General features: G+C 74.1%; 16 protein-coding genes. 9 read left to right on the top strand and 7 right to left on the bottom strand.

Translation table 11 applies throughout. The features are described 5' to 3' along the window. Nucleotides 1-495: 495 nt before the first annotated feature. Both ACFY0X_RS31935 and ptsP read left to right on the top strand, forming a co-directional pair. Entirely contained in the window at nt 496-945 is a 450-nt protein-coding gene (locus tag ACFY0X_RS31935; protein ID WP_387759819.1) for a PTS glucose transporter subunit IIA, read from the top strand. Nucleotides 946-1,042: 97 nt separating this feature from the next. Continuing rightward, nucleotides 1,043-2,713, top strand: coding sequence for a phosphoenolpyruvate--protein phosphotransferase (ptsP, locus tag ACFY0X_RS31930; protein ID WP_387759818.1), 1,671 nt, complete (start codon nt 1,043-1,045; stop codon nt 2,711-2,713). Between the two features lie 68 nt (nt 2,714-2,781). On the opposite strand, the gene ACFY0X_RS31925 is transcribed toward ptsP, so the two are convergent. From ACFY0X_RS31925 to ACFY0X_RS31915, 3 genes are all read right to left on the bottom strand, one after another. Next, nucleotides 2,782-4,800: an acetoacetate--CoA ligase gene (locus tag ACFY0X_RS31925; RefSeq protein WP_387759816.1), complete on the bottom strand. Its 2,019-nt coding sequence runs from the start codon at nt 4,798-4,800 to the stop codon at nt 2,782-2,784. A gap of 129 nt (nt 4,801-4,929) precedes the next feature. After that, the gene (locus ACFY0X_RS31920; RefSeq protein ID WP_387759814.1) at nt 4,930-5,496 is read right to left on the bottom strand and encodes an NUDIX domain-containing protein; all 567 of its coding nucleotides are present in this window, start codon (nt 5,494-5,496) and stop codon (nt 4,930-4,932) included. Nucleotides 5,497-5,546: 50 nt separating this feature from the next. Beyond that, the gene (locus ACFY0X_RS31915) at nt 5,547-6,452 is read right to left on the bottom strand and encodes an NUDIX domain-containing protein (RefSeq protein WP_387759813.1); all 906 of its coding nucleotides are present in this window, start codon (nt 6,450-6,452) and stop codon (nt 5,547-5,549) included. Between the two features lie 173 nt (nt 6,453-6,625). Between ACFY0X_RS31915 and mmuM the strand changes: the two genes are divergently transcribed. From mmuM to ACFY0X_RS31890, 5 genes are all read left to right on the top strand, one after another. After that, a complete protein-coding gene (mmuM, locus tag ACFY0X_RS31910) occupies nt 6,626-7,579 on the top strand; it encodes a homocysteine S-methyltransferase (protein ID WP_387759811.1) in 954 nt (317 codons plus the stop codon). Between the two features lie 190 nt (nt 7,580-7,769). Next, nucleotides 7,770-8,534: an IclR family transcriptional regulator gene (locus tag ACFY0X_RS31905; protein ID WP_387759810.1), complete on the top strand. Its 765-nt coding sequence runs from the start codon at nt 7,770-7,772 to the stop codon at nt 8,532-8,534. Between the two features lie 325 nt (nt 8,535-8,859). Beyond that, nucleotides 8,860-9,579: an MIP/aquaporin family protein gene (locus tag ACFY0X_RS31900; protein ID WP_387759809.1), complete on the top strand. Its 720-nt coding sequence runs from the start codon at nt 8,860-8,862 to the stop codon at nt 9,577-9,579. Nucleotides 9,580-9,675: 96 nt separating this feature from the next. Then, entirely contained in the window at nt 9,676-11,196 is a 1,521-nt protein-coding gene (gene glpK, locus ACFY0X_RS31895; RefSeq protein WP_387759807.1) for a glycerol kinase GlpK, read from the top strand. 173 nt (nt 11,197-11,369) lie between these two features. Continuing rightward, nucleotides 11,370-12,962, top strand: a complete 1,593-nt coding sequence (locus ACFY0X_RS31890; protein WP_387759806.1) for an FAD-dependent oxidoreductase — start codon at nt 11,370-11,372, stop codon at nt 12,960-12,962. A gap of 342 nt (nt 12,963-13,304) precedes the next feature. Here ACFY0X_RS31890 and ACFY0X_RS31885 read toward each other — a convergent pair whose 3' ends face one another. Then, nucleotides 13,305-14,693: a gluconate:H+ symporter gene (locus ACFY0X_RS31885; protein WP_387759826.1), complete on the bottom strand. Its 1,389-nt coding sequence runs from the start codon at nt 14,691-14,693 to the stop codon at nt 13,305-13,307. Between the two features lie 2 nt (nt 14,694-14,695). Further along, nucleotides 14,696-15,250, bottom strand: coding sequence for a gluconokinase (locus tag ACFY0X_RS31880; protein ID WP_387759805.1), 555 nt, complete (start codon nt 15,248-15,250; stop codon nt 14,696-14,698). A gap of 212 nt (nt 15,251-15,462) precedes the next feature. On the opposite strand from ACFY0X_RS31880, the gene ACFY0X_RS31875 reads away from it, so the two are divergent. Together ACFY0X_RS31875 and ACFY0X_RS31870 are read left to right on the top strand one after the other, a co-directional pair. Continuing rightward, nucleotides 15,463-16,158, top strand: coding sequence for a FadR/GntR family transcriptional regulator (locus tag ACFY0X_RS31875; protein ID WP_387759803.1), 696 nt, complete (start codon nt 15,463-15,465; stop codon nt 16,156-16,158). Between the two features lie 199 nt (nt 16,159-16,357). Beyond that, nucleotides 16,358-16,909: a hypothetical protein gene (locus ACFY0X_RS31870; protein WP_387759802.1), complete on the top strand. Its 552-nt coding sequence runs from the start codon at nt 16,358-16,360 to the stop codon at nt 16,907-16,909. 15 nt (nt 16,910-16,924) lie between these two features. Here ACFY0X_RS31870 and ACFY0X_RS31865 read toward each other — a convergent pair whose 3' ends face one another. Both ACFY0X_RS31865 and ACFY0X_RS31860 read right to left on the bottom strand, forming a co-directional pair. Next, nucleotides 16,925-17,692, bottom strand: a complete 768-nt coding sequence (locus tag ACFY0X_RS31865; protein WP_387759800.1) for a metallophosphoesterase — start codon at nt 17,690-17,692, stop codon at nt 16,925-16,927. Nucleotides 17,693-17,711: 19 nt separating this feature from the next. Further along, the gene (locus ACFY0X_RS31860; RefSeq protein WP_387759799.1) at nt 17,712-22,274 is read right to left on the bottom strand and encodes a hypothetical protein; all 4,563 of its coding nucleotides are present in this window, start codon (nt 22,272-22,274) and stop codon (nt 17,712-17,714) included. Between the last annotated feature and the right edge of the window lie 116 nt (nt 22,275-22,390).

Below are 22,390 nucleotides of genomic sequence, written 5' to 3'. Positions count from 1 at the left end.
ACTTTTGGCACGCTGTTGAGTTCTCAAGGAACGGACGCTTCCTTCGAGCCGCCTTCCAGCAGGCCCTCCGGGCTTCGTTCTTTCGTGTTTCCAGCCTACCAGACGCTTTCCGCTCCGTTTACCGGGGCTTTTCGCATCTGAAATCTGGCGTTAACCGCGGAGTCGCGGCGACTCGACCAACCATAGCCGGTCGGCAGCCGGAGCGCGAACCGGGGCGCGCCGGGAGCCCCCGGAAGGCGGCATGATTTGTTGCTCTCGCGAGCATATACAGCAATGGTCCCGTTTCGCCAAGATGCCTGTAGAGTGCGGCGCATCGGCCCAGAGGACTAGACCACTCGCGGGCCGGTGAGTCGCCGGCCGATTGGGTAGGCGTGGGCGGGGCCTTCGCCCGGGAATGTCAGCAGATGTCCGAAGTTGACATGATTTAGGCTTCAGTTGATCGTCGTGCCGCTCCTCGCGGCCACTCGCTGTACTGCGCATTTGGGAGGCACAACCATGACCACTGTGACGTCGCCGCTGACCGGCAAGATCGTGGGGCTCGCGGGCGTGCCCGACCCGGTGTTCTCGGGTGCGATGGTCGGCCCGGGCACCGCGATCGACCCCGTTCGCGAGCAGACCACGGCGGTCGCTCCGGTGGACGGTGTCGTCGTCTCCATGCACCCGCACGCGTTCGTGGTCGTGGATGCCGAGGGCCACGGGGTGCTGACCCACCTCGGGATCGACACCGTCCAGCTGAACGGCGAGGGCTTCGAGCTGCTCGTCAACAAGGGCGACACGGTGACCCGCGGTCAGGCCGTCATCAAGTGGAACCCGGCCGCCGTCGAGGCCGCGGGCAAGTCGCCGATCTCGCCGATCGTGGCGCTGGAGGCCACCGCCGACTCGCTCGGCGAACTGCGGGAGGACGGCGACGCCAAGGCGGGCGACCAGCTGTTCAGCTGGCGCTGACTCCTTTCCTTCCGACACCCGCCCCGGACGAGATGACGGGGCGGCCCCCACTCAGCGGTTCCCGGCGGGGCCGCTCATCTCAGCGGAGACAGGTGACATGGAGAAGACGCTGCGCGGCGTGGGCGTGAGCCACGGGGTCGCGATCGGCCAGGTGCGGCACATGGGGACGGCGGTGCTGGAGCCCCCGGCCACCCAGATCCCGACCGAGGACGCCCCGCGCGAGCAGGCCCGCGCCCAGGCCGCCGTCGAGGCGGTCGCCGCCGACCTCGTCGCGCGCGGCAACCTCGCGGGCGGCGAGGCCCAGGCCGTGCTGGAGGCCCAGGCGCTGATGGCGCAGGACCCGGAGCTGATGGCCGACGTGTCCCGCCGGATCGCCGTCGGCAGCAGTGCCGAGCGCGGCGTCTACGACGCGTTCGCGGCCTACCGGGCACTGCTCGCCTCCGCCGGGGAGTACCTGGCCGGGCGGGTCGCCGACCTGGACGACGTGCGCAACCGGATCGTGGCCCGGCTGCTCGGTGTGCCGATGCCCGGCGTGCCGGACAGCGACGAGCCGTACGTGCTGTTCGCGCGGGACCTCGCGCCGGCCGACACCGCGCTGCTCGACCCGGCCCTGGTGCTCGGCTTCGTGACCGAGGAGGGCGGGCCGACCAGCCACAGCGCCATCCTGGCCCGGGCGATGGGCGTGCCGGCCGTCGTGGCGCTGCCCGGCGCGATCGACGTCGCCGAGGGCACCGTCGTCGCGGTGGACGGCAGCTCCGGCGACGTGCTGCTGGAGCCGTCCCAGGAGAAGCAGGACGAGCTGCGGGCGGCCGCCGCCGAGCGCAAGGCCGCGCTGGCCGCCTCCTCCGGCCCGGGGCAGACCTCGGACGGACACCGGGTGCCGCTGCTGGCCAACGTGGGCGGCCCGGCCGACGTGCCGGCCGCGGTGGAGAACGGCGCCGAGGGCGTCGGCCTGTTCCGCACCGAGTTCCTGTTCCTGGACGACTCGGCGAAGGCGCCCACCGCGGAGAAGCAGGTCGAGGCGTACCGCAAGGTGCTGGAGGCGTTCCCCGAGGGCCGGGTGGTGGTCCGGGTGCTGGACGCCGGCGCCGACAAGCCGCTGGACTTCCTGACCCCCGCCGACGAGCCGAACCCGGCGCTGGGCGTGCGCGGTCTGCGCACCCTGCTCGAACACCCCGAGGTGCTGCGGACCCAGCTCGAGGCGCTGGCCACGGCGGCCGAGGGGCTGCCGGTGCACCTCGAGGTGATGGCGCCGATGGTGGCCGACCGCCAGGACGCCAGGGACTTCGCGAGCGCGTGCCGTGAGGCCGGGCTGAACGCCAAGTTCGGTGCGATGGTGGAGATTCCGTCGGCCGCGCTGCGCGCCAGGGCGATCCTCCAGGAGGTCGAGTTCCTTTCGCTGGGGACCAACGACCTCGCCCAGTACACCTTCGCGGCCGACCGTCAGGTGGGTGCGCTGGCCCGGCTCCAGGACCCGTGGCAGCCGGCCCTGCTGGACCTGGTCGCCTCGGCGGCCGACGCCGCGCGGGCGAGCGGCAAGAGCTGCGGCGTCTGCGGCGAGGCGGCCTCCGACCCGCTGCTGGCCGTGGTGCTGACCGGTCTGGGTGTCACCAGCCTGTCGATGGGCGCGGCCTCGATCCCCTATGTGCGGACCACGCTGGCCAAGTACACCCTGGCGCAGTGCCGCCGGGCGGCCGAGGCGGCCCGGGCCGCGGACAGCGCCGAGGACGCGCGGGCCGCGGCGCAGCAGGTCCTCTCCGGCGAGTGACCGCGTAGCGACACGAAAGGGGCGCCCCCACCCGGGGGCGCCCCTTTCGTGTGCCGCGGGTCGGCCGGTCAGCCCTGGCGGTCGAGGCGGAGCTGCTCGAAGAAGCGCAGGTGCTCGATGCGGTCGACGGAGCCGGGGTTGACGGCCTGCTCCAGCGGGGTGCCGGAGAGGATGCGCTTGACCGGGACCTCGATCCGCTTGCCGGTGAGGGTGTGCGGGAGGCCGCGGACGGCGATGACCTCGTCCGGCACGTGGCGCGGGGAGAGTTCGGTGCGCAGCGAGGTGCGGATGCGGCCGATCACCTCGTCGTTCAGCTCCGCGCCGGGGGCGAGGACGACGAACAGCGGCATCCAGTAGCCGCCTTCGGGCTCCTCCAGGCCGATGACCAGGGACTCGGCGATCTCCGGGAGGCGCTCGACGACCTCGTAGATGTCCGAGGAGCCCATCCGGACGCCCTGGCGGTTGAGGGTGGAATCGGAGCGGCCGTGGATGACGACGGTGCCCCGGGAGGTGACGGTGATCCAGTCGCCGTGGCGCCAGGTGCCGGGGTACATGTCGAAGTAGCTGTCGTGGTACCGGGTGCCCTCGGGGTCGTTCCAGAAGCCGGTGGGCATCGACGGGATGGGCTTGGTGACGACGAGTTCGCCGACGGCGTCGGTGAGCGGCTTGCCCTGGACGTCCCAGGACTCGACGGCGGCGCCGAGGCAGGGGGCCTGGATCTCGCCGAGGTGGACGGGGAGGGTGGGGACGCCGCCGACGAAGCAGGAGCAGACGTCGGTGCCGCCGCTGACGGAGGCGAGCCAGACGTCCTCCTTGACCTCGTCGTAGATCCAGCGGAAGCCGTCGGGCGGGAGCGGGGAGCCGGTGGTGCCGATGCAGCGCACGGCGGAGAGGTCGAGGTCGCGGCCGGGGTGGAGGTCGGCCTTGCGGCTGGCGATCACGTACGCGGCGGAGGTGCCGAGGACGGTCGCGCCGGTGCGGGCGGCGACCGACCAGAGGGCGCCGGTGTCGGGGTGGCCGGGGCTGCCGTCGTAGGTGACGATCGTGGACCCGACGAGGAGGCCGGCCAGCAGGAAGTTCCACATCATCCAGCCGGTGGAGGTGTACCAGAGGAAGCGGTCCCGGGGGCCGAGGTCGAGGTGGAGGCCGGCCTGCTTGAGGTGTTCGAGCAGGATGCCGCCCTGGCTCTGGACGATGGCCTTGGGCAGGCCGGTGGTGCCGGAGGAGTAGAGGACCCAGAGCGGGTGGTCGAAGGGGACCGGCTCGAAGACCGGCTCGACGTCGTCGGCGACCAGGTCGTCCCAGTTCAGGGCGCCCTCGGGGGCGGGGGTGCCGAGCAGCGGGACGTGCACGACGGTGTGCAGGCCGGGCAGCTCGCGGCGGAGTTCGGCGACGACCTCGGTGCGGTCGTGGTCCTTGCCGCCGTAGTGGTAGCCGTCGACGGCGAAGAGGACGGCGGGTTCGATCTGCTGGAGGCGGTCGAGGACGCTGCGGGCGCCGAAGTCGGGGGCGCAGCTGGTCCAGACGGCGCCGACGGCGGCGGTGGCGAGCAGGGCGACGGCGGCCTGCGGGACGTTGGGCAGGTAGGCGCTGACCCGGTCGCCGGGGCCGATGCCGCGGGCGCGCAGGGCGGCGGCCAGCGAGCCGACCTGGCGGCGGAGCTCGGTCCAGGTGAGCACGGCCGGCCGGTCGGTGGTCTCGTCGAGGTGGAGGATGGCGGGGCGGTCGGCGTTGGCCGGGTCCTCGGCGGCGCGCAGGGCGTGCTCGGCGTAGTTGAGCCGGGCGCCGGGGAACCAGCGGGCGCCGGGCATGGCCGGGTCGGCGAGGACCGCTTCGGGGGCCCGGGTGAAGCGGACGTCGAACCACTGGGTGACCGCGGTCCAGAACCGGTCGAGGTCCTCGGTGGACCAGGCGTGCAGGTCGGCGTAGCGCTGGGCGGCCTGCTGGTCGTCGGCGGCCGGGGCGAGCGGGGCGGCCGGGGCGCCGTGGTGTTCGGCGGCCCAGGCCTGGAAGGCCACCAGGGTGGTGGCGGCGGCGCGAGCGGGATTCGGGCGCCAGAGCGGCTGGTCCTGCGGTGGGGTGCTCACGGTGGTGGTCTCCCGGCCGGTGGTGGGGACGGGAGCGCTCGTGGCAGACCCGTCCGGTTGGGCTGTCGGTGCAGACCATGCCATGTGATCGCCCGCCGCGCCAGGGTCGGCCGACGGGTGGGCGGGAGCTCAGCGCGCGGTGAACTCGCCGCTGAACCAGCGGCGCAGGATCCCGTTGTGGAAGTCCCAGACCAGCGGGGTTTCGACGGTGGCGAGCAGCCAGCCGTCGGTCTCGTCGGTGGGGCGGGAGGGCGGGAGGTCGGCGAGCGGGCGGGCCGGGAGCAGTCCGCAGAGCATGACGAAGCGGCCGTTGGGGTCGGAGGCGGTGTGGATCAGGGTGACCTCGGCCGGGTCGGCCGAGATGCCGGTCTCCTCCTGCAGTTCCCGCACGCAGGCCTGCTGCCAGCTCTCGCCGTAGTCCATGTAGCCGCCTGGGAAGGCGAGTTCGCCGTAGCCGGGTTCGATGGTGCGGCGGATGACGACCAGGGCGGGGTCGGCGTCGGGGCGGGTGACGGGGAGGACGGTGACCGCGACGGGCAGCGGGTTGCGGTAGCTGATCTCGGCGCAGCCGGGGCAGGTGCGCGGCCAGAGGCGGGTGTCGGGCGGGTAGGGCGTGCCGCAGAAGTGGCAGTGCGAGAACGGCCGGTGGGCGGTCCGCTGCGCTTCCTCGGAGGGCGTCGTTTCGTCAGTGGTCATGGCCGGATGGTAGCCGGGGGGCCGGCGGTATCGCCGTGGGCGGCGGAGCCTCAGGAGGTGCCCGGGTCGTCGGCCGTGCCGTCGCGGGTGGGACGGAGCAGCGCGGGGTGCAGCAGTCGGGCGTCGCCGGCGTGGTAGGTGCGGGCGCGGGGGCCGCCGCGGGCGCCGCCGCGCTCGGTGGTGGTGCCGGTGCTCTCGACGAAGCCGGGCACGGACAGCACCTTGCGGTGGAAGTTGCCGGGGTGGAGCTTCTCGTCCCAGACCGCCTCGTAGACGGCGCGGAGGTCGGGGATGGTGAAGTCGTACGGCAGGAAGGCGGTGGCCAGCGGGCTGTACTCGAGTTTGGCGCGTACCCGGTCGAGGCCGTCGGAGAGGATCCGGGCGTGGTCGAAGGCCAGCGTGAGCGGGCCTGGGCCGGTGCGCCCCTCGACACCACCCCCGTGGGTGTCGGCGGGCGCACCGGCGGCTCGGGACCGGCCGGGGGGCCGGAGGTCCAGGTCGGAGACGGGGTGCCAGGCGGCGGCCGCGGCGTCCGTCCCCGCCCGGGGGTCGGGCAGGTCCGGGGCGAAGGCGAGGTAGGCGACGGAGACGACGTGCATCCGTGGATCCCGGTCGGGGGCGCCGTAGGTGCCGAGCTGTTCGAGGTGGAGGCGGCAGAGCCGGTTCTCGGCCTCGGAGGCGCTCCGCAGGCCCGTCTCCTCGGCGAGCTCGCGGGCGGCGGCCTCGTCCAGGCCTTCCTCTCCGGCCCGCAGGAAGCCGCCGGGCAGCGCCCAACAGCCCTGGTGGGGCGGGGCGCCGCGTTCGACGAGCAGGACGTGCAGGCTGCCGTGGCGCAAGGTCAGGGCGACCACGTCCACCGTGACGGCGATCGGGGCGTAGGCGCGCGGGTCGTACGCGGCGAGCCATTCCTGCTCGGCTCCGGGCCCGGTGGAGGGCGGCTGGTCGTCCGCTGCCATCGCCGGGCTCCTCTCCGTGCTCACCGGTGCCGCCGGACCTGCCCTGCCGGCGCCGTTCTTCTCGGGCTGAGCACAACGTAGCGATTGCGTTCCCCTGCGGCAAACGATTTTCCCGCTCGGCCGGGGCGCCCACCTCTAGGCTGTGACCAGGAACTCTGCCAGAGGAGACCGACATGCCCACTGCTCCCCCGCCGGACTTCGCCGCCGCGCTGGCCGCCGGGCCGCTGGTGCTCGACGGCGGGATGTCGAACCAGTTGGCGGCGGCCGGCCACGACCTCTCGGACGGGCTCTGGTCGGCGCGGTTGCTGGCGGACGACCCGCAGGCGGTGGTGGCGGCGCACCGGGCGTACTTCGCGGCGGGCGCGGACGTCGCGATAACCGCGAGCTACCAGGCGAGTTTCGAGGGTTTCGCGCGCCGCGGGGTGGACCGGGCGCAGGCCGCGCGGCTGCTCGCGAGCAGCGTGGAGCTGGCCCGGGAGGCGGCGCGCCCGGAGCCGGGCGGGCGGCGGCGCTGGGTGGCGGCCTCGGTGGGCCCGTACGGGGCGGTGCTGGCGGACGGTTCGGAGTACCGGGGGCGGTACGGGCTGAGCGTCGCGGAGCTGGCGGACTTCCACCGGCCGCGGCTGGAGGTGCTGGCGGCGACCCGGCCGGACGTGCTGGCGCTGGAGACGGTGCCGGACGCGGACGAGGCGCGGGCGCTGCTGGGCCTGGTGCGCGGGCTCGGGGTGCCGGCCTGGCTGTCGTACAGCGTCGAGGGCGACCGGACCAGGGCCGGACAGCCGCTGGCGGAGGCCTTCGCGCTGGCCGCCGACGTGGACGAGGTGGTCGCGGTGGGCGTCAACTGCTGTACGCCGCAGGACGCGGACCGGGCGGTGGCGGTGGCCGCCGAGGTGACCGGGAAGCCGGTGGTGGTCTACCCGAACAGCGGGGAGAGCTGGGACGCCGCCCGGCGGGGCTGGTGCGGCGAGCCGACCTTCCGCTCGGCCCGGGTGAGCGGCTGGCTCGCGGACGGGGCGCGGCTGGTGGGCGGTTGCTGCCGGGTCGGGACGGACGGGATCGCGGCGCTGGCGGCGGAGGTGGCGGTGCTCCGGGCGCAGCGGGCGGGCGCGGTGGGCCGGCACGGCTGACGACCGACGGCTGACCTGCGCGCGGTCGTGCGCGCACACAGCGGCCGGACCGCGGCCGCGCCGTAAGTGAACAGCGGGCGGAGGGCGGGTTACCCGGGGGGAAGGTGCACGGAGTCAGCGCGGCCTGGCAGACTCGTCCCGTCACCACTGCGGTCGACATTGTCGACCGCCTGTCAGCGCGGAGGTTCCCATGCCCGGCCCGATCCAGTCGCTTTCCCGGGCCGCCGCGATCATGCGCCTGCTGGCCGGCGGCGAACGCCGGCTGGGCCTGTCCGAGGTCGCGACGGCGCTGGAGCTCGCCAAGGGCACCGCGCACGGCATCCTGCGCACGCTGCAGCAGGAGGGGTTCGTCGAGCAGGATCCGGAGACCGGCAAGTACCAGCTGGGCGCGGAACTGCTGCGGCTGGGGCAGAGCTACCTGGACGTGCACGAGCTGCGGGCGCGGGCGCTGGTGTGGGCGGACGACCTGGCCCGGGCGTCCGGGGAGACGGTCTACCTGGGGGTGCTGCACCAGCAGGGCGTGCTGATCGTGCACCACGTGTTCCGGCCGGACGACACCCGGCAGGTGCTGGAGGTCGGTTCGATGCAGCCGTTGCACAGCACCGCGCTGGGCAAGGTGCTGGTGGCCTACGACCCGGTCGCGCGGGGGGAGTTGGGCGACGGGCCGTACGAGTCGTACACCGTGCGGACGCTGACCGGGGCGGCCGACGTGGACGCCGAGTGCGCGCTGATCCGGGAGCGCGGCTGGGCTGACTCGATCGAGGAGACCTGGGAGGGCGTGGCCTCGATCGGCGCGCTGATCCAGGACCGGCGGCGCAACCCGGTGGGCGCGGTGTGCATCAGCGGCGCCGTCGAGCGGGTCTGCGAGGACGGGTTCGTGAAGCCCTCGCTGGTGGCCTCGGTGCGCAGCGCGGCGCGGGCGATCTCCCGCGACCTGGGTGCCGGGCGGTTCTGAGCACATCCACGGACGGCTCGCGCAGAGCCGTCGATTCGTCACGCTGAGGCGCGGACGGGCGGGAGGCCTGTCCGCGCCTCTGGCGTTTTGTCCTGGTTCGGGGCGCTCCGCTCGGTAACGTCGACGAACCCGTCGAGGCGAGGGTCACAGCTGCGTAACCCTGCCTTGACGTGGGGGCGACCTGGGGAGGAAGCTTCCGCATGACGGTCGACATTGTCGAACGATGGCCGGAGAGATCACCTCCACAGTGCGCTCACCCGCACAGTGATCGACCGGCCGCCCGCCCCCACCCCACCCTCCGGGCCATATGGACAAGGGAGTCTTTGTGTCCGCGTTCTCCAACGGCGACGTCTTCGTCGGCGAAACCCTCGGCACCGCCGCCCTGATACTTCTCGGCGGTGGCGTCTGCGCCGCCGTGACCCTCAAGAAGTCGAAGGCCGTCAACGCCGGCTGGCTGGCGATCACCTTCGGCTGGGGATTCGCGGTCCTCATCGCCGCCTACATGTCGGCCCCGAAGTCCGGCGCCCACCTGAACCCGGCCGTCACCATCGCGCTCGCGGTCAAGAGCGGCGAGTGGGGCCAGGTGCCGCTCTACCTCGGTTCCCAGCTGCTCGGCGCGATCATCGGCGCCGTCCTGGTCTGGGCCACCTACCTGGGCCAGTTCAACGCGAACGAGGAGCCCACCCTCGGCATCTTCTCGACCGGTCCCGAGATCCGGAACCCGTTCCAGAACGTGCTCACCGAGGTCATCGGCACCTTCGTGCTCTGCTTCGCGATCCTCACCATCGGCACCAACTCCGGCCTCACCCAGTCCGGCACCAGCACCCTGATGGTCGCCTTCACCGTCGTCGGCATCGGCCTCTCGCTGGGCGGTCCGACCGGCTACGCGATCAACCCGGCCCGCGACCTCGGCCCGCGCATCGCCCACGCCCTGCTGCCGATCCCGAACAAGGGCGGCTCCGACTGGTCGTACGCCTGGGTCCCGGTCGTCGGCCCGATCCTGGGCGGCCTCGCGGCCGGCGGCGTCTACAACGCCATCTTCTGACGGACGGGTTCGACCCCGCCGCACACGGGGACTGACCGAGCGAGCGTCAGGCCCACCCACCCCGTATCCCCCGAACCCGAGCCGAGGACCCTCCCCATGACCTCCACCGGTAACTACATCGCCGCGATCGACCAGGGCACCACCTCCAGCCGCTGCATCATCTTCGGCGCCGACGGCCGGATCGTCGCCGTCGACCAGCAGGAGCACCGGCAGATCTTCCCCCAGCCCGGCTACGTCGAGCACGACGCCGCCGAGATCTGGACCCGGGTGCAGTCCGTCGTCCGCGGCGCGCTGGAGAAGGCCGGCCTGACCAAGGACGACATCCGCGCGATCGGCATCACCAACCAGCGCGAGACCACCGTCCTGTGGGACAAGAACACCGGCGAGCCGGTGCACAACGCACTGGTGTGGCAGGACACCCGCACCGAGACGCTCTGCCGCGAGCTGGGCCGCAACGTCGGCCAGGACCGCTTCCGCCGCGAGACCGGCCTCCCGCTGGCCAGCTACTTCGCCGGCCCGAAGATCCGCTGGCTGCTGGACAACGTCGAGGGCCTGCGCGAGCGCGCCGAGGCCGGCGACATCCTCTTCGGCACCATGGACACCTGGGTGATCTGGAACCTCACCGGCGGTGTCGACGGCGGCAAGCACGTCACGGACGTCACCAACGCCAGCCGCACCATGCTGATGAACCTGCACACCCTGCAGTGGGACGACAAGATCGCCGAGTCGATGGGCGTCCCGATGTCCGTCCTGCCGGAGATCCGTTCCTCCGCCGAGGTCTACGGCGAGGCCGTCGGCGACCTGGCCGGCGTCCCGGTCGCCTCCGCGCTCGGCGACCAGCAGGCCGCGCTGTTCGGCCAGACCTGCTTCGACGAGGGCGAGGCCAAGTCCACCTACGGCACCGGAACCTTCCTGCTGCTGAACACCGGCGAGAAGATCGTCAACTCGTACCACGGCCTGCTGACCACCGTCGGCTACCGGATCGGCGACCAGGCCCCGGTGTACGCCCTGGAAGGCTCGATCGCCGTCACCGGCTCGCTCGTCCAGTGGCTGCGCGACCAGCTCGGCATCATCTCCACCGCCGCCGAGATCGAGACCCTCGCCAACACCGTCGAGGACAACGGCGGCGCCTACTTCGTCCCGGCGTTCTCCGGCCTGTTCGCCCCGTACTGGCGCTCCGACGCCCGCGGTGTGATCGCCGGACTGACCCGGTACGTCACCAAGGGCCACCTGGCCCGGGCCGTCCTGGAGGCCACCGCCTGGCAGACCCGCGAGGTCGTCGACGCCATGCAGAAGGACTCCGGGGTCGAGCTCACCGCCCTCAAGGTCGACGGCGGCATGACCAGCAACAACCTGCTCATGCAGAACATCGCCGACGTCCTGGACGCCCCGGTCGAGCGCCCCTACGTGGCCGAGACCACCGCCCTCGGCGCCGCCTACGCGGCCGGACTCGCCGTCGGCTTCTGGAACGACCTCGACACCCTGCGGGCCAACTGGCACCGCGCCGCCGAGTGGACCCCGCGCATGGACGAGGCCACCCGGGAGCGCGAGTACAAGAAGTGGCTCAAGGCCGTGGAGCGCACCATGGACTGGGTGGAAGAGGAAGAGAACAACTGATCGAACAGCCGGTCGGGGCCCCGTGCCCCGGCCGGCCGCCCGCCGTTCCGGCAGCGGGCGTCACCGTGTTTCACCGGCCCGCCGCACCGGGCCGACCGGCCTCTCCCGAGGGGCCGCACCGCACACGAGAGGAGTAACGGCGCCGCCCGACCCGCGCGCCGTACACAATCACCATGGCAACCATCCCGACCCTGGGCGCCGAGCGCACCGCCGGCCGCACCGCCTCCCGCGCCGAGACCCGCGAACTGCTCGGCAAGGCCACCTACGACCTGCTGGTGATCGGGGGCGGCATCCTCGGCACGGCCGTCGCCTGGACCGCGTCCCAGGCCGGTCTGAAGGTCGCCATGGTCGACGCCGGCGACTTCGCCGGCGCCACCTCCAGCGCCTCCTCCAAGCTCGTCCACGGCGGTCTGCGCTACCTGCAGACCGGTGCGGTCAAGCTGGTCGCGGAGAACCACAAGGAGCGCCGCGCGCTCTCCACCGACGTGGCCCCGCACCTGGTCAACCCGCTGACCTTCTTCGTCCCGGTCTACAAGGGCGGCCCGCACGGCGCCGCCAAGCTCGGCGCCGGCGTCTTCCTGTACTCGGCGCTGTCCGCCTTCCGCGACGGCATGGGCCGGGTCTCCACCGCCGCGCACGCCGCCCAGCAGGTGCCCGCGCTGCGCACCGAGGGCCTGCGCTCGGTGGCCGTCTACGGCGACCACCAGATGAACGACTCGCGCGTCGCCGTGATGACCGTGCGCGCCGCGGTCGACGCCGGCGCCGTGGTGCTCAACCACGCCGAGGTCACCGGGCTGCGCTTCACCGGTGGCCGGGTCACCGGCGCCGAGCTGCGCGACCGCCTGGACGGCACCGAGTTCGGCGTCGACGCCCGCCTGGTGCTCAACGCCACCGGCCCGTGGGTGGACCACCTGCGCAAGATGGAGGACGCCGGCGCCGCGCCGTCGATCCGCCTCTCCAAGGGCGCGCACGTGGTCGTCAAGCGCCGCTCGCCGTGGCGCGCCGCGCTGACCATCCCGATCGACAAGTACCGCGTCTCCTTCGCCATCCCGTGGGAGGACCACGTCCTGCTCGGCACCACCGACGAGGAGTACACCGGCGACCCGAAGGACGTCCGGGCCACCGACGCGGACATCGACCAGATCATGGGCGAGGCCGCGCACGCGATCCGCGACGAGCACCTCGACCGCGACCTGATCACCTACTCCTTCGCCGGCCTGCGGGTGCTCCCGGGCGGCCCGGGCGACACCGCCGCCGCCAAGCGCGAGACGGTCGTCACCGAGGGCCGCGGCGGCATGCTGTCGGTCTCCGGCGGCAAGTGGACCACCTACCGGCACATCGGCCGCGCCGTGCTGGAGAAGCTGGCCCACGTGCCCGGCACCAGCCTCGGCGAGGACATGTCCCCGATCGCCCCGACCGTCCCGCTGCCGGGCGTCGGCGCGCCGAACGCGGTGGCGCACCGCCTGCTGATCGACCGTGAGCCGGGCTCGCGGATGGAGCCGCTGGTGGCCAAGCACCTGGCCAGCCACTACGGCACCCTGTCCTTCGACATCGCCCGCATGATCGACGAGAACCCGGAGCTCGGCCGGCCGATCCACGAGGACGGTCCGGACGTCTGGGCGCAGGTCGCGTACGCGGCGGACAACGAGTGGGCGTACACGGCGGACGACGTGCTGCGCCGCCGCACCACGATGACCGTGCGCGGGCTGGACACGCCGGAGATCAAGGCCGAGGTCGAGGCCTTCCTGGCGAAGCGCAAGAAGTAGGACGTAGGTCGGACCGCTCACGGAGGGCGGGCGTCCGGGGACTCCCCCGGGCGCCCGCCCTCCGGCGTACCGGGCGGCTGCCTGGCCTCCGTGCGTGGCGGGTGCCTGCCTGTCTCCGGTCGTGCCGGACGTGCCGGACGTACCGGGCTCCGGGTCGGGCCGGACGTACCGGGCGTGCGTTCATGCAGGGCGGACCGGGCTCCGGGTCGGACCGGGCGTGCCGGGCCCGTGGAGGAGCGGCGGGCCCGCCGGGCCCGAGCCGGTGGGCCCGGTCGGCGAAACGCCGAGGGGCGGCACCCGTACGGTCACGGGTGCCGCCCCTCGGCGTTGCTGCTTCGTGCGCTAGATGACCAGGCTGAGCGGCAGGATCAGGGCGATGGCGACCACCGAGATCACCGTCTCCATCACCGACCAGGACTTCAGCGTCTGCCCGACGCTCATCCCGAAGTACTCCTTCACCAGCCAGAACCCGGCGTCGTTGACGTGCGAGAGGAACAGCGAGCCGGCGCCGATCGCGAGCACCAGCAGGGCCGCGTGGGTCGAGGACATGTTCGCGGCGAGCGGGGAGACGATGCCGGCCGCGGTGATCGTGGCGACCGTCGCCGAGCCGGTGGCCAGGCGGATCAGCACGGCGATCAGCCAGCCCAGCAGCAGCGCCGAGATGTGCCACTTGCCGGACCACTCGCTCACCGCGTTGCCGACGCCCACGTCGATCAGGGTCTGCTTGAAGCCGCCGCCCGCGCCGACGATGAACACGATGCCGGCGATCGGGCCGAGCGACTTGCCGACGGTGTCGGAGATCCGGGCCCGGTCGAAACCGGCCGCCTTGCCGAGGGTCACCATGCCGAGCAGGGTCGCGGCGAGCAGCGCGATCAGCGGGGAGCCGATGAAGTCGAACACCCGCTGGCCGATCGCCTTCGGGTCGTCGATCACCACGTCGGCCAGCGCCTTGCCGAGCATCAGCACGACCGGCAGCAGGATGGTGGCCAGCACCGCGGCGAAGGACGGGGTGCGGTCGTGCTTGGCCGTCTCCTCGGGGGCGGTGGCCGCCGGGAGCTCCAGCGGGCCGACCCAGCGCTCGGCCAGCCGCGCGAACAGCGGACCGGCGATGACCAGGGTCGGGACGGCGATCAGCAGGCCGAGCGCCAGGGTGATGCCGAGGTCGGCCTTCAGCGCGTCGACGGCGACCAGCGGGCCCGGGTGCGGGGGCACCAGGCCGTGCAGCACCGACAGGCCGGCCAGGGCCGGGATGCCGATCCGCATCAGCGGCACGTTGCCGCGGCGGGCGACCAGCAGCACGATCGGGATCAGCAGGACGACGCCGACCTCGAAGAACAGCGGCAGGCCGAGCACGGCCGCGATCAGCGCCATCGCCCAGGGCAGCGCCTTGTTCCCGGTGCGGGAGAGCACGGTGTCCGCGATGATGTTGGCGCCGCCGGAGTCCGCCAGCAGCTTGCCGAGCATCGCGCCGAGGCCGATCAGCAGGCCGACGCTGGCGACGGTGGATCCGAAGCCCGTGGAGAAGCTGCTGAGCAGCTTGTCGAAGGGGGCGCCCGCGACGGCGGCCAGCAGACCGGAGCCGAGTGTGAGGGCGAGGAACGGGTGCAGCTTCAGCTTGGTGATCAGTACGACGATCGCACCGATGCTGAGCAGCACCGCGATCAGCAGCTGGGAGTCACTGCTGGTGTGCGGCAGGGCCGGTGGGGCGGCCGCCAGCAGAGTGGGGGACATGCTCACGCGAGGTCTCCATTGACGGGCCGCAGCAGTGCCACGGCCATCTCGACGAGTTCTTCGGGGGACGGGCCCACGTCCAGGACGGCACCGCGCTCGTCCGCCTCCAGGGGTTCCAGGGCGGCGTACTGCGAGTCGAGCAGCGAGGACGGCATGAAGTGGCCGGAGCGGTGGCTGAGCCGGTCCTCGACCAGCTCGTGGCCACCGCTGAGGTGCAGGAAGAAGGCGCCCGGGCAGGCCGCGCGCAGGGTGTCGCGATAGCGGTGCTTCAGCGCCGAGCAGGTGACCACACCGCCGCTGCCGGACTCGGTCCGCTCCTTGAGCCAGGCGCCGATGGCGCGCAGCCAGGGGGCGCGGTCCTCGTCGCCCAGCGGGATGCCGGCCGACATCTTGGCGATGTTGGCCGCGGGGTGGAAGTCGTCCGCCTCGGCGAAGGGGAGGGCGAGGCGGTCCGCCAGCAGGCGGGCCAGGGTGGTCTTGCCGACGCCCGAGACGCCCATCACCACAACGGTGAGGGGGGCCTGCGGGAGGTCGTGGATCTCGACGCTGAGAGCCATGGGGTGGTGCTCCTTCGTTGCCTGGCCGCCACTATCGCCTCAAAGATATGACGTATTCAAGTGCCGGAAACCAAATCGTCATACTTTTGCGGTGTGGCCTGGATCGCAGGCGGCCTCGGGGCGGCGACGGGACGGTCGGGGCGGTGCCAGGGCGGTGCCGGGGCCCGCAGGGCGGCACGGGGGCTCGCGGGGCGGGCGACTACGCTGGGCGGATGGAGATCCAGGGGCTGCCCGGGCGGCTGCTTGACGAACTCGGGCCGGCGATCGCGTCGGGGGAGATCCCCGAGGGGGCGGTGCTGCGCGGCGAGGAGCTGGAGGCCCGGTTCGGGGTGTCCCGGACGGTGGTCCGGGAGGCGGTGCGGATCCTGGAGGGGATGCGGATGGTCGCCTCCCGGCGGCGGGTCGGGATCACCGTGCAGCCCAGGTCGCTCTGGGACGTCTTCGACCCGATGGTGATCCGCTGGCGCCTGGCCGGCTCGGACCGGCCCGCCCAGCTGCGCTCCCTCGGTTCGCTGCGGGTGGCCGTCGAACCGGCCGCGGCCGCGCTCGCCGCCGCCCACGCGAGCGACGACGACCGGCGCGAACTCAGCTCACTGGCCGTGGACTTGACGGTCACCGCACGGGCCGCCGACCTGACCGCCTTCCTCAGGCACGACATCGCCTTCCACTCCCTGGTGCTGCGGGCCTCCGGCAACGAGATGTTCGCCCACCTCGGGGACACCGTCGCGGCGGTGCTCACCGGCCGGACCGAGTACCATCTGATGCCCCATCAGCCGGAGCCGTACGCGATCCGGTTGCACCGCGAGGTCGCGGAGGCGATCTGCGCCGAGGACGCCGTCCACGCCGAGCAGGCGATGCGGACGATCGTGACCGGCGCACTGGAGGAGCTCAACCTCCAGCTGGGCTGAGCGCCGGCCCGCCCGGCCGCCGGGCCTGCCCCTCGCGGCCGGCCGGGGCTGCCCGGATGGCACGGGTTTGGCGGTAGTTCGACGGTTTCGGACGCATAGTCCCGGTTCGGCTGGGCAGAGTGAGGCGAAGGGGCGTGTTTCGTGTGCGCCCGTTCCGTATGCTTCACCGAACACGCGCCACGTGCCTGGGGGTCGCTCGATGTCCGTGCCACGCCGCCGTCGTCGCCGCCTGCCCGACGAGGTGCGCGCCGCCGCAGTCCGGGCGGTGCTCTGCCTGTCCTTCACCCTGGTGGGTGTCGTGGTGGCGACGCTGGCCTCGTACGCGGGCAGTTGGCTGCTGACGCCCGCGCTGCTGGCGATGGGGCTCGGGGTGTTCGGCACCATGTGGTGCCTGCTGGAGATCCTGATCTCCCGCCAGGTCGCGGCCCAGCGGATGCGCGCGCCCGGCTCCGCGTACCCGATGGCGGGCAGCCGGACGCCGCCCGGGCCGCCGGCCGCGCGGCCGCTCCCCCCGCCCGGCCCGTCCTCGGTGTACCGGCAGCCGTACGAGTCGGCCGAGCCGCAGCCGTACGCGCCCGGGCAACAGCCGTACGGGCCGGGGCGGCAGCAGCCGTACGGGCCCGGGTACCAGCCGCCGCGGGCGCCGTACCAGCAGCCGTACCGACAACCGCGCGAGCAGCCCCACCAACCGCCGCGCCAGTCACCGCCGCAGCCGCCGCGCCAGGCCCGGGTCCGGCCCAACCACCCGTAGCGGCGGCCGGGTCGGTCAGTCCCGCACCGGCAGCGCCCGGTAGTGGGTGGTGAGCCGGCGGTCGTCGTCCAGGACGTGGAAGGCCAGCATCGGCGGATGGTCGAAGGCGATCTCGTGCTCGCTCTCGAAGGGCAGCGTGACGGTGGAGACCACGCCGGGCGCGACCAGCAGCGGCAGGCCGGCGAAGGTGGTCGCGGCGGCGGTGTGGGCGTGCCCGCAGAGCAGGGCGGCCACCCGGGGGTGCTCGCGCAGCACCCGTGCCAGCCGCTCCTCGCCGAACTGGCGGATCGGGTCGACGTACGGCAGGTGCAGCTCCACCGGCGGGTGGTGGAAGGCCACCAGCGCCGGCAACTCGGTACGCCCCTCGGTGAGCTGTGCGTCGAGCCAGTCCAGCGTCTCCTCGTCCAGCAGGCCGTCGTGCTGCCCGGGTACGGACGAGTCGAGCATCAGCACGTCGGCGCCCGGCAGTCGGTGCAGCCGGTTGACCGGGCCCTGTGCCGGCGCCTCGCCGAGCAGCACCTCCCGGTACGGCGCCCGGGAGTCGTGGTTGCCGGGGCAGATCAGCACCGGGTGCCGGGACTTCAGCACCTCGGCCACCTGCCGGTACTCCTCGGCCAGGCCCTGGTCGGCGAGGTCGCCGGTGACCAGCACCGCGTCCAGCGGGCCGGGCAGGGCGTCGAGGTACGCCATCACCTGCTCGGCCCGCCGCCGGGCGCGCTCGCCGCCGTCCCGGCGGTGGTCCTGGCCGAGGTGGATGTCACTGAGGTGCGCGATCGTCAACATGATGATCACGCTATCCACTTCACGGCTGAGCCGGAACCTCCGCGGGGCGCTTGAACATCCGGGTGGCGGTGATCTCGCCGTGGATGGTCGGGCCGTCCGGGTCCGGCGCGGCGGGCAGGCCCGGACGCAGGTGCTCCTCCACCGAGATGTACTTGAGGCCGGCCCGCAGGTCGGCGTCGTTGCGCAGCCGGATCACCAGCGGGAACTCGGCGAGCGCGGTGGTGTCGAACAGGCCGGTGGTGTAGATCAGCTGGACGCCGAGCGCGTCGGCCACGGCCCGCTGGAGCTCCAGCAGGTAGGTGGCGTTGGCGCGGCCGATCGGGTTGTCCAGGAACAGCGTGCCCGCGTGCCGCAGTTGGGACTGGCCGCGGTCGTTGGCGCGCAGCGCGGCCATCGTGCAGTACAGCGCGATCGCCGCGGTGAGCAGCTGACCGCCGGAGAAGACGTCGGACATCTGGCCGACGCCGACCCGTTCGGCGCGCAGCACCGCGTCGGGCTTGAGGATCTCGACGCTGACGCCCTTGGGGCCGATCGCGGCGGCGACCCCGCGCAGCAGCAGGGACATGCCGTCGCGGCGCAGGTCGCTGTTCTTCCTGACCGCGGCGCGGGTGGCCTCGTCGATGACCTCGCCCAGGCGCTCGACCAGGGTGGCGTGGTCCGGGTCCTCGAAGCGGATCCGGAGGAACTCCTGGCCGGACCACTCCCCCAGGCCCTCGGGCAGCCGGGACAGCCGCTGGGCGGCGCGCAGGGTGGTGAGCGAGGACTCGACCAGGCCGCGCAGCCGGTCCACGATCGAGCCGCGGTTCTTCTCCAGCTGGGCGAGCTCGTCGGTGAGCACCCGCAGCCGGGGCGCGAAGGCGGCGGCCCAGGCGGCGGCGTGCTCGGGCAGCGCGGAGGCGGGCAGTTCGCGGATCTGCTGGCGGGCGGGGGTGCGGACGGCCTCGTAGCGGGCGGCGTTGGCGTGCCGGACCAGGGCGTCGGAGGCGTCGCGGACGGCGAGTTCGGCGGAGGACAGCTCGCCGGCGGCGGTGCGCAGGGCGCGGCGGGCCTCGGTGGCGCCGGTGCGGGCCTCGGCCAGCGAGCCGAGGTACGGCTCGACCGGGTCCTCCGGGTCCTCCTGGTGGTCGCGCAGGCCGTCGCGCAGCTGGCCGGCCAGCTCGTCGAAGTCGGCGGCGGCGGCCTGGGCGGTGTCGAAGGTGCGCTGGAGGTCGGTGTGGGCGGTGCGGGCGGCGTCCAGGGCCTCGCGGCGCTCGGCGAGCCGACTGGTGGCGGTGCGCAGCAGGGCCTGGGCGTGCTCCGGGTCGGTGGGGACGAGGTCCTCGGGCAGCTCGGTGTGCGCCTCGCCGTCGGCGGGGGCGGAGCGTTCGGCCTCGCCGCGCAGCCGGCCGAGCTGCTCGCTGGCGACGGCGGAGCGCGCCTCGATGGTGGCGACCAGTTCCTCGGCCCGGGCGGCGGCGGCCTGCCGGGCCGGGCCGTCGGCACCGTCGGGGCTGCCGAGGAGCTCCTCGGCGCGGGTGCGCACCTTGTTGGTGAGGCGGTCGAGTTCGGCCGCGGCGGCGGCCTCGTCGCCCTCGGCGCGGGCCTGTTCCGCGCGCAGGTCGGCGCCGACGCCGACCTTCTCGTACAGCTGGGAGGCGGCGCGGTAGGCCTCGCGCAGGGCGGGCAGCGCGGCGGGGGCGGCCTCGGCGGGCTCGTCGGCCTGCTCGGCGGCGGGGATCTCGGCACGTTCGGCGCGCAGCGCGCGGGCCGTACGGCGGGCGTCGTCGGCGGCGCGCTGGGCGGCGCGGCGGTCCTCGTCGCAGGTGCGGGCGCGTTCCGCGCACAGGGCCTGGCGGCGGTCGCACTCGGCGGCGTCCTCGGCGAGTTCGCGCTGGCGGCGGGCCCAGTTGCCGCGCTCGCGCAGCCGGAAGGCGAGGCCGGAGAGGGCGTCGGCGCGGCGGCGGGCGCGCTGCGCGGCCTCGCGGTGCTCCTCGTGGGCGGAGGCGGCCGCGGCGTGGTCGGTCTCGGCCTCGTCGTGGTCGGCGCGCAGGGTGGCCAGGGCGGCGGCGGCCTGCTCGGCCTGCTCGCGGGCGGCCTCGGCGGCGGCGGCGAGTTCGGCGAGGGTGCCGGGCGGGCAGCTGGCGTGCCAGGAGGCGAGGCGGGCGGCGAGCGCGCGGTCGGCGCCGAGGCGGCCGGCCAGTTCGCGGATGTGCTCCTCGCGGGCGCTCACCCGGGCGCGCAGGTCGCGGCGCTCGCCGTCGGCGGCGGACTCGTCGTGCATGGCCGGGTTCGGCGGGACGAGGAAGAAGGCGGGCTCGTCGGTGATCGGGGCGATCAGCGAGGCGGCGGCGCCGACGGCGACGGTGGAGCGCGGCAGCAGGGCGGCGGCCTGCAGGGCCTCGCGGGCGCGCTCCAGCGAGGCCGGGTCGGTGACGACCACGCCGTCGACCAGTTCGGGGCGGGCGGCGAGGATCGCGTCGTGGTCGGCCGGGTCGACGGACTGGGCGAGGTAGCGCCAGCCGGGCAGGGCCGGGATGCCGTGCTCGGCGAGGTACTCGACGGTGGCGAGCACGTCCGGGCCGGGCGGCAGCAGGCCGCCGTCGCCGAGGGCGGCGAGGATGCGGGAGTCGTCGGCGGCGGCCGTCCGGAGGTCGAACAGGGTGCGTTCGGCGGTCGCGATGGACTCGTCGAGGAGTTCGCGCAGGTACTCGGCGTTGCGGTCGAGCACGGCGGGGGTGAGGAAGCCCGCGTCCTCCTCCGCGCCGTCCTGGTAGGCGGTCAGGGAGAGCAGGTCGGCGAGGCGCTGTTCGGTGGCGAGCAGGGCGGCGGTGCGCTGCTCGGCGGCGAGGGCCCGGGCGGCGTCCTTGCGGGCGTCGCCGGCCCGCTCGGCGGCGAGTTCGGCGCGCGAGGTGGCGGCGGCGGCCTCGCGGAGCCGGGCGGCGGAGGCCTCGGCGGCGGCGCGGGCCTGGGCGAGCGCGGCGGCGGCGGCCTTCTCGACGTCGGCGGCGTGCAGCGCGGCGCGGGCCGGGTCCACGTCGCCGTCGGCGTCGATGAAGCCGGCCGAGACGGCGGCCTCGGTCTCCTGCTCGACCTCGGCGAGGCGCTGGCGCAGGTGCTCGGCCTCGCTGCGGGCCTTCTGGGCGGCGGTGGCGGCCTCGGTGGCGTCGGACTGCGCCTTGCCGCCGTCCTGCTGGAGTTCGCCCGCGCGCTCCTCCTCGGCGTCGGCGCGGGACTCGGCGGCCGCGGCGGCGGCCTCCAGGGCGCGGGCCAGGGCGGTCGCGGCGCGGGCGCGGGCGGCCAGCGCGGGGGCGGCGTCCAGCTCGGCCTCGCGGATCGCGGCGGCGACCCGGGCGACCCGGTCGGCGGCGGCGCGCTGGCGCAGCACCGCCTCGGCGGCCTGCCAGGCGGAGTGCAGGGTGCGGGCGTCGATGAGTTCGCGGCGCAGCGCGGCGGCCTCGGCGGTGGCCGCGGTGAGGCTCAACGTGGCGTGCCGGTAGGTGAGTTCGTCGGCGATCAGGCTGTGCCGGGTGCGGTCGGCCTCGGCCGCGGTGACGGCGCTCGCGGCGGCGGCGACCTCGATGGCGAGGTCCTGGGCGCGGTCGCGTTCGGCGGCCGCGCGCGAGGCGAGGGCGTGGGCGAGCCGGCGGGTGCGGCGCTCGGCGGTGCGGTGGGCCTCGCGGACCGTCTCGCGGGCCGTGGTGGCCTCGGCGATGCGCTCCAGCAGGTCCGCCGACCCCGCGGTGAAGTCGCGTTCGGCGGTGAGTTCGGCGCGGCGGCCGAGCTTGGCGGCGAAGCCGTGCACGAGGTCGGCGAGGCCGTCGGTGTCCCGGGTGTCGGTGACGGCGCGCAGCAGGAGGTCGGTGAAGTCGCTGTCGTGCTTGACCGCGAAGAGGCCGGCCGCCTCGCCCTCGTCGGCGTTCATCTCGCGCTGGTAGCGGAAGAGTTCGGGGTCGAGGCCGAGCTCGCCGAGGTGCTCGGTCCAGCGGTCGTGACCGTCCTCGAAGACCAGGTCGAGGTGGGAGTGGGCCTTGCCGGCCTCGGTGAGGGCGTCGCGGAAGCCCTTCATGGTGCGGCGGCGGCCGCGGGCCTTCTGGTCGCCGGCCAGGCTGACCCGCTCGGCGACCGGCAGCGAGTCGAGGGTCAGGCCGGGGCCGGGGCGGAAGGAGTACCAGGTCTCGGCGAACTTGCGCGGGTCGGAGGAGACCTGGCGGCCGCGCCACTCGCTGACCTTGCCGACCACGATCAGCTCGCCGGTGACGGTGTGCTGCCACTCCAGGGCGACGTGGCCGCAGTCGTCGGCGAGCAGGAACTTGCGCAGCACGCCGGAGCTGGCGCCGCCGAGGGTGTTGCGGTGGCCGGGGAGCATGACCGAGAAGATCAGCTTGAGCAGGACGGACTTGCCGCCGCCGTTCTCCAGGAAGAGCACGCCGGCCGGGGCGGGGCGGCGGACCGGGCCGTCGGGGTCCTCGCCGAACAGGCCGATCTGCTGCGGGGCGGGGTCGGCGACCGGCTCGCCGACGCCGCGCAGGTCGAGCACCGTGTCGGCGTAGCGGGCGCCGGCCGGTCCGATCGAGTAGAGGCGGACCCGGTTGAGCTCGTACATGTGCGGCGGTTCTCCGTGGCTTGCGTGGCGTGAGGGATGGGCGCGGGCCGGCGCGGGGCGGGTGGGCCGCGGCCGGCGCGGTGGGGCTCCGAGCGGGTGGACCCGGAGCCCCGGGC

The sequence above is a fragment of the Kitasatospora sp. NPDC001547 genome (assembly GCF_042894165.1).
GTDB lineage: Bacteria > Actinomycetota > Actinomycetes > Streptomycetales > Streptomycetaceae > Kitasatospora.
Note: the sequence above shows the minus strand (reverse complement) of the source record. Positions and strands in the feature narration are given on the sequence as shown.

Excerpts from the sequence above, each read along its gene's own strand:
- ACFY0X_RS31905 (WP_387759810.1), top strand. The coding sequence starts at position 7,770 with ATGCCCGGCCCGATCCAGTCGCTTTCCCGGGCCGCCGCGATCATGCGC.
- ACFY0X_RS31935 (WP_387759819.1), top strand. The coding sequence starts at position 496 with ATGACCACTGTGACGTCGCCGCTGACCGGCAAGATCGTGGGGCTCGCG.
- ACFY0X_RS31885 (WP_387759826.1), bottom strand. The coding sequence starts at position 14,693 with ATGTCCCCCACTCTGCTGGCGGCCGCCCCACCGGCCCTGCCGCACACC.
- ACFY0X_RS31915 (WP_387759813.1), bottom strand. The coding sequence starts at position 6,452 with ATGGCAGCGGACGACCAGCCGCCCTCCACCGGGCCCGGAGCCGAGCAG.
- ACFY0X_RS31890 (WP_387759806.1), top strand. The coding sequence starts at position 11,370 with ATGGCAACCATCCCGACCCTGGGCGCCGAGCGCACCGCCGGCCGCACC.
- ACFY0X_RS31860 (WP_387759799.1), bottom strand. The coding sequence starts at position 22,274 with ATGTACGAGCTCAACCGGGTCCGCCTCTACTCGATCGGACCGGCCGGC.
- ACFY0X_RS31875 (WP_387759803.1), top strand. The coding sequence starts at position 15,463 with ATGGAGATCCAGGGGCTGCCCGGGCGGCTGCTTGACGAACTCGGGCCG.
- ACFY0X_RS31870 (WP_387759802.1), top strand. The coding sequence starts at position 16,358 with ATGTCCGTGCCACGCCGCCGTCGTCGCCGCCTGCCCGACGAGGTGCGC.
- ACFY0X_RS31865 (WP_387759800.1), bottom strand. The coding sequence starts at position 17,692 with ATGTTGACGATCGCGCACCTCAGTGACATCCACCTCGGCCAGGACCAC.
- ACFY0X_RS31920 (WP_387759814.1), bottom strand. The coding sequence starts at position 5,496 with ATGACCACTGACGAAACGACGCCCTCCGAGGAAGCGCAGCGGACCGCC.
- ptsP (WP_387759818.1), top strand. The coding sequence starts at position 1,043 with ATGGAGAAGACGCTGCGCGGCGTGGGCGTGAGCCACGGGGTCGCGATC.
- glpK (WP_387759807.1), top strand. The coding sequence starts at position 9,676 with ATGACCTCCACCGGTAACTACATCGCCGCGATCGACCAGGGCACCACC.
- ACFY0X_RS31880 (WP_387759805.1), bottom strand. The coding sequence starts at position 15,250 with ATGGCTCTCAGCGTCGAGATCCACGACCTCCCGCAGGCCCCCCTCACC.
- mmuM (WP_387759811.1), top strand. The coding sequence starts at position 6,626 with ATGCCCACTGCTCCCCCGCCGGACTTCGCCGCCGCGCTGGCCGCCGGG.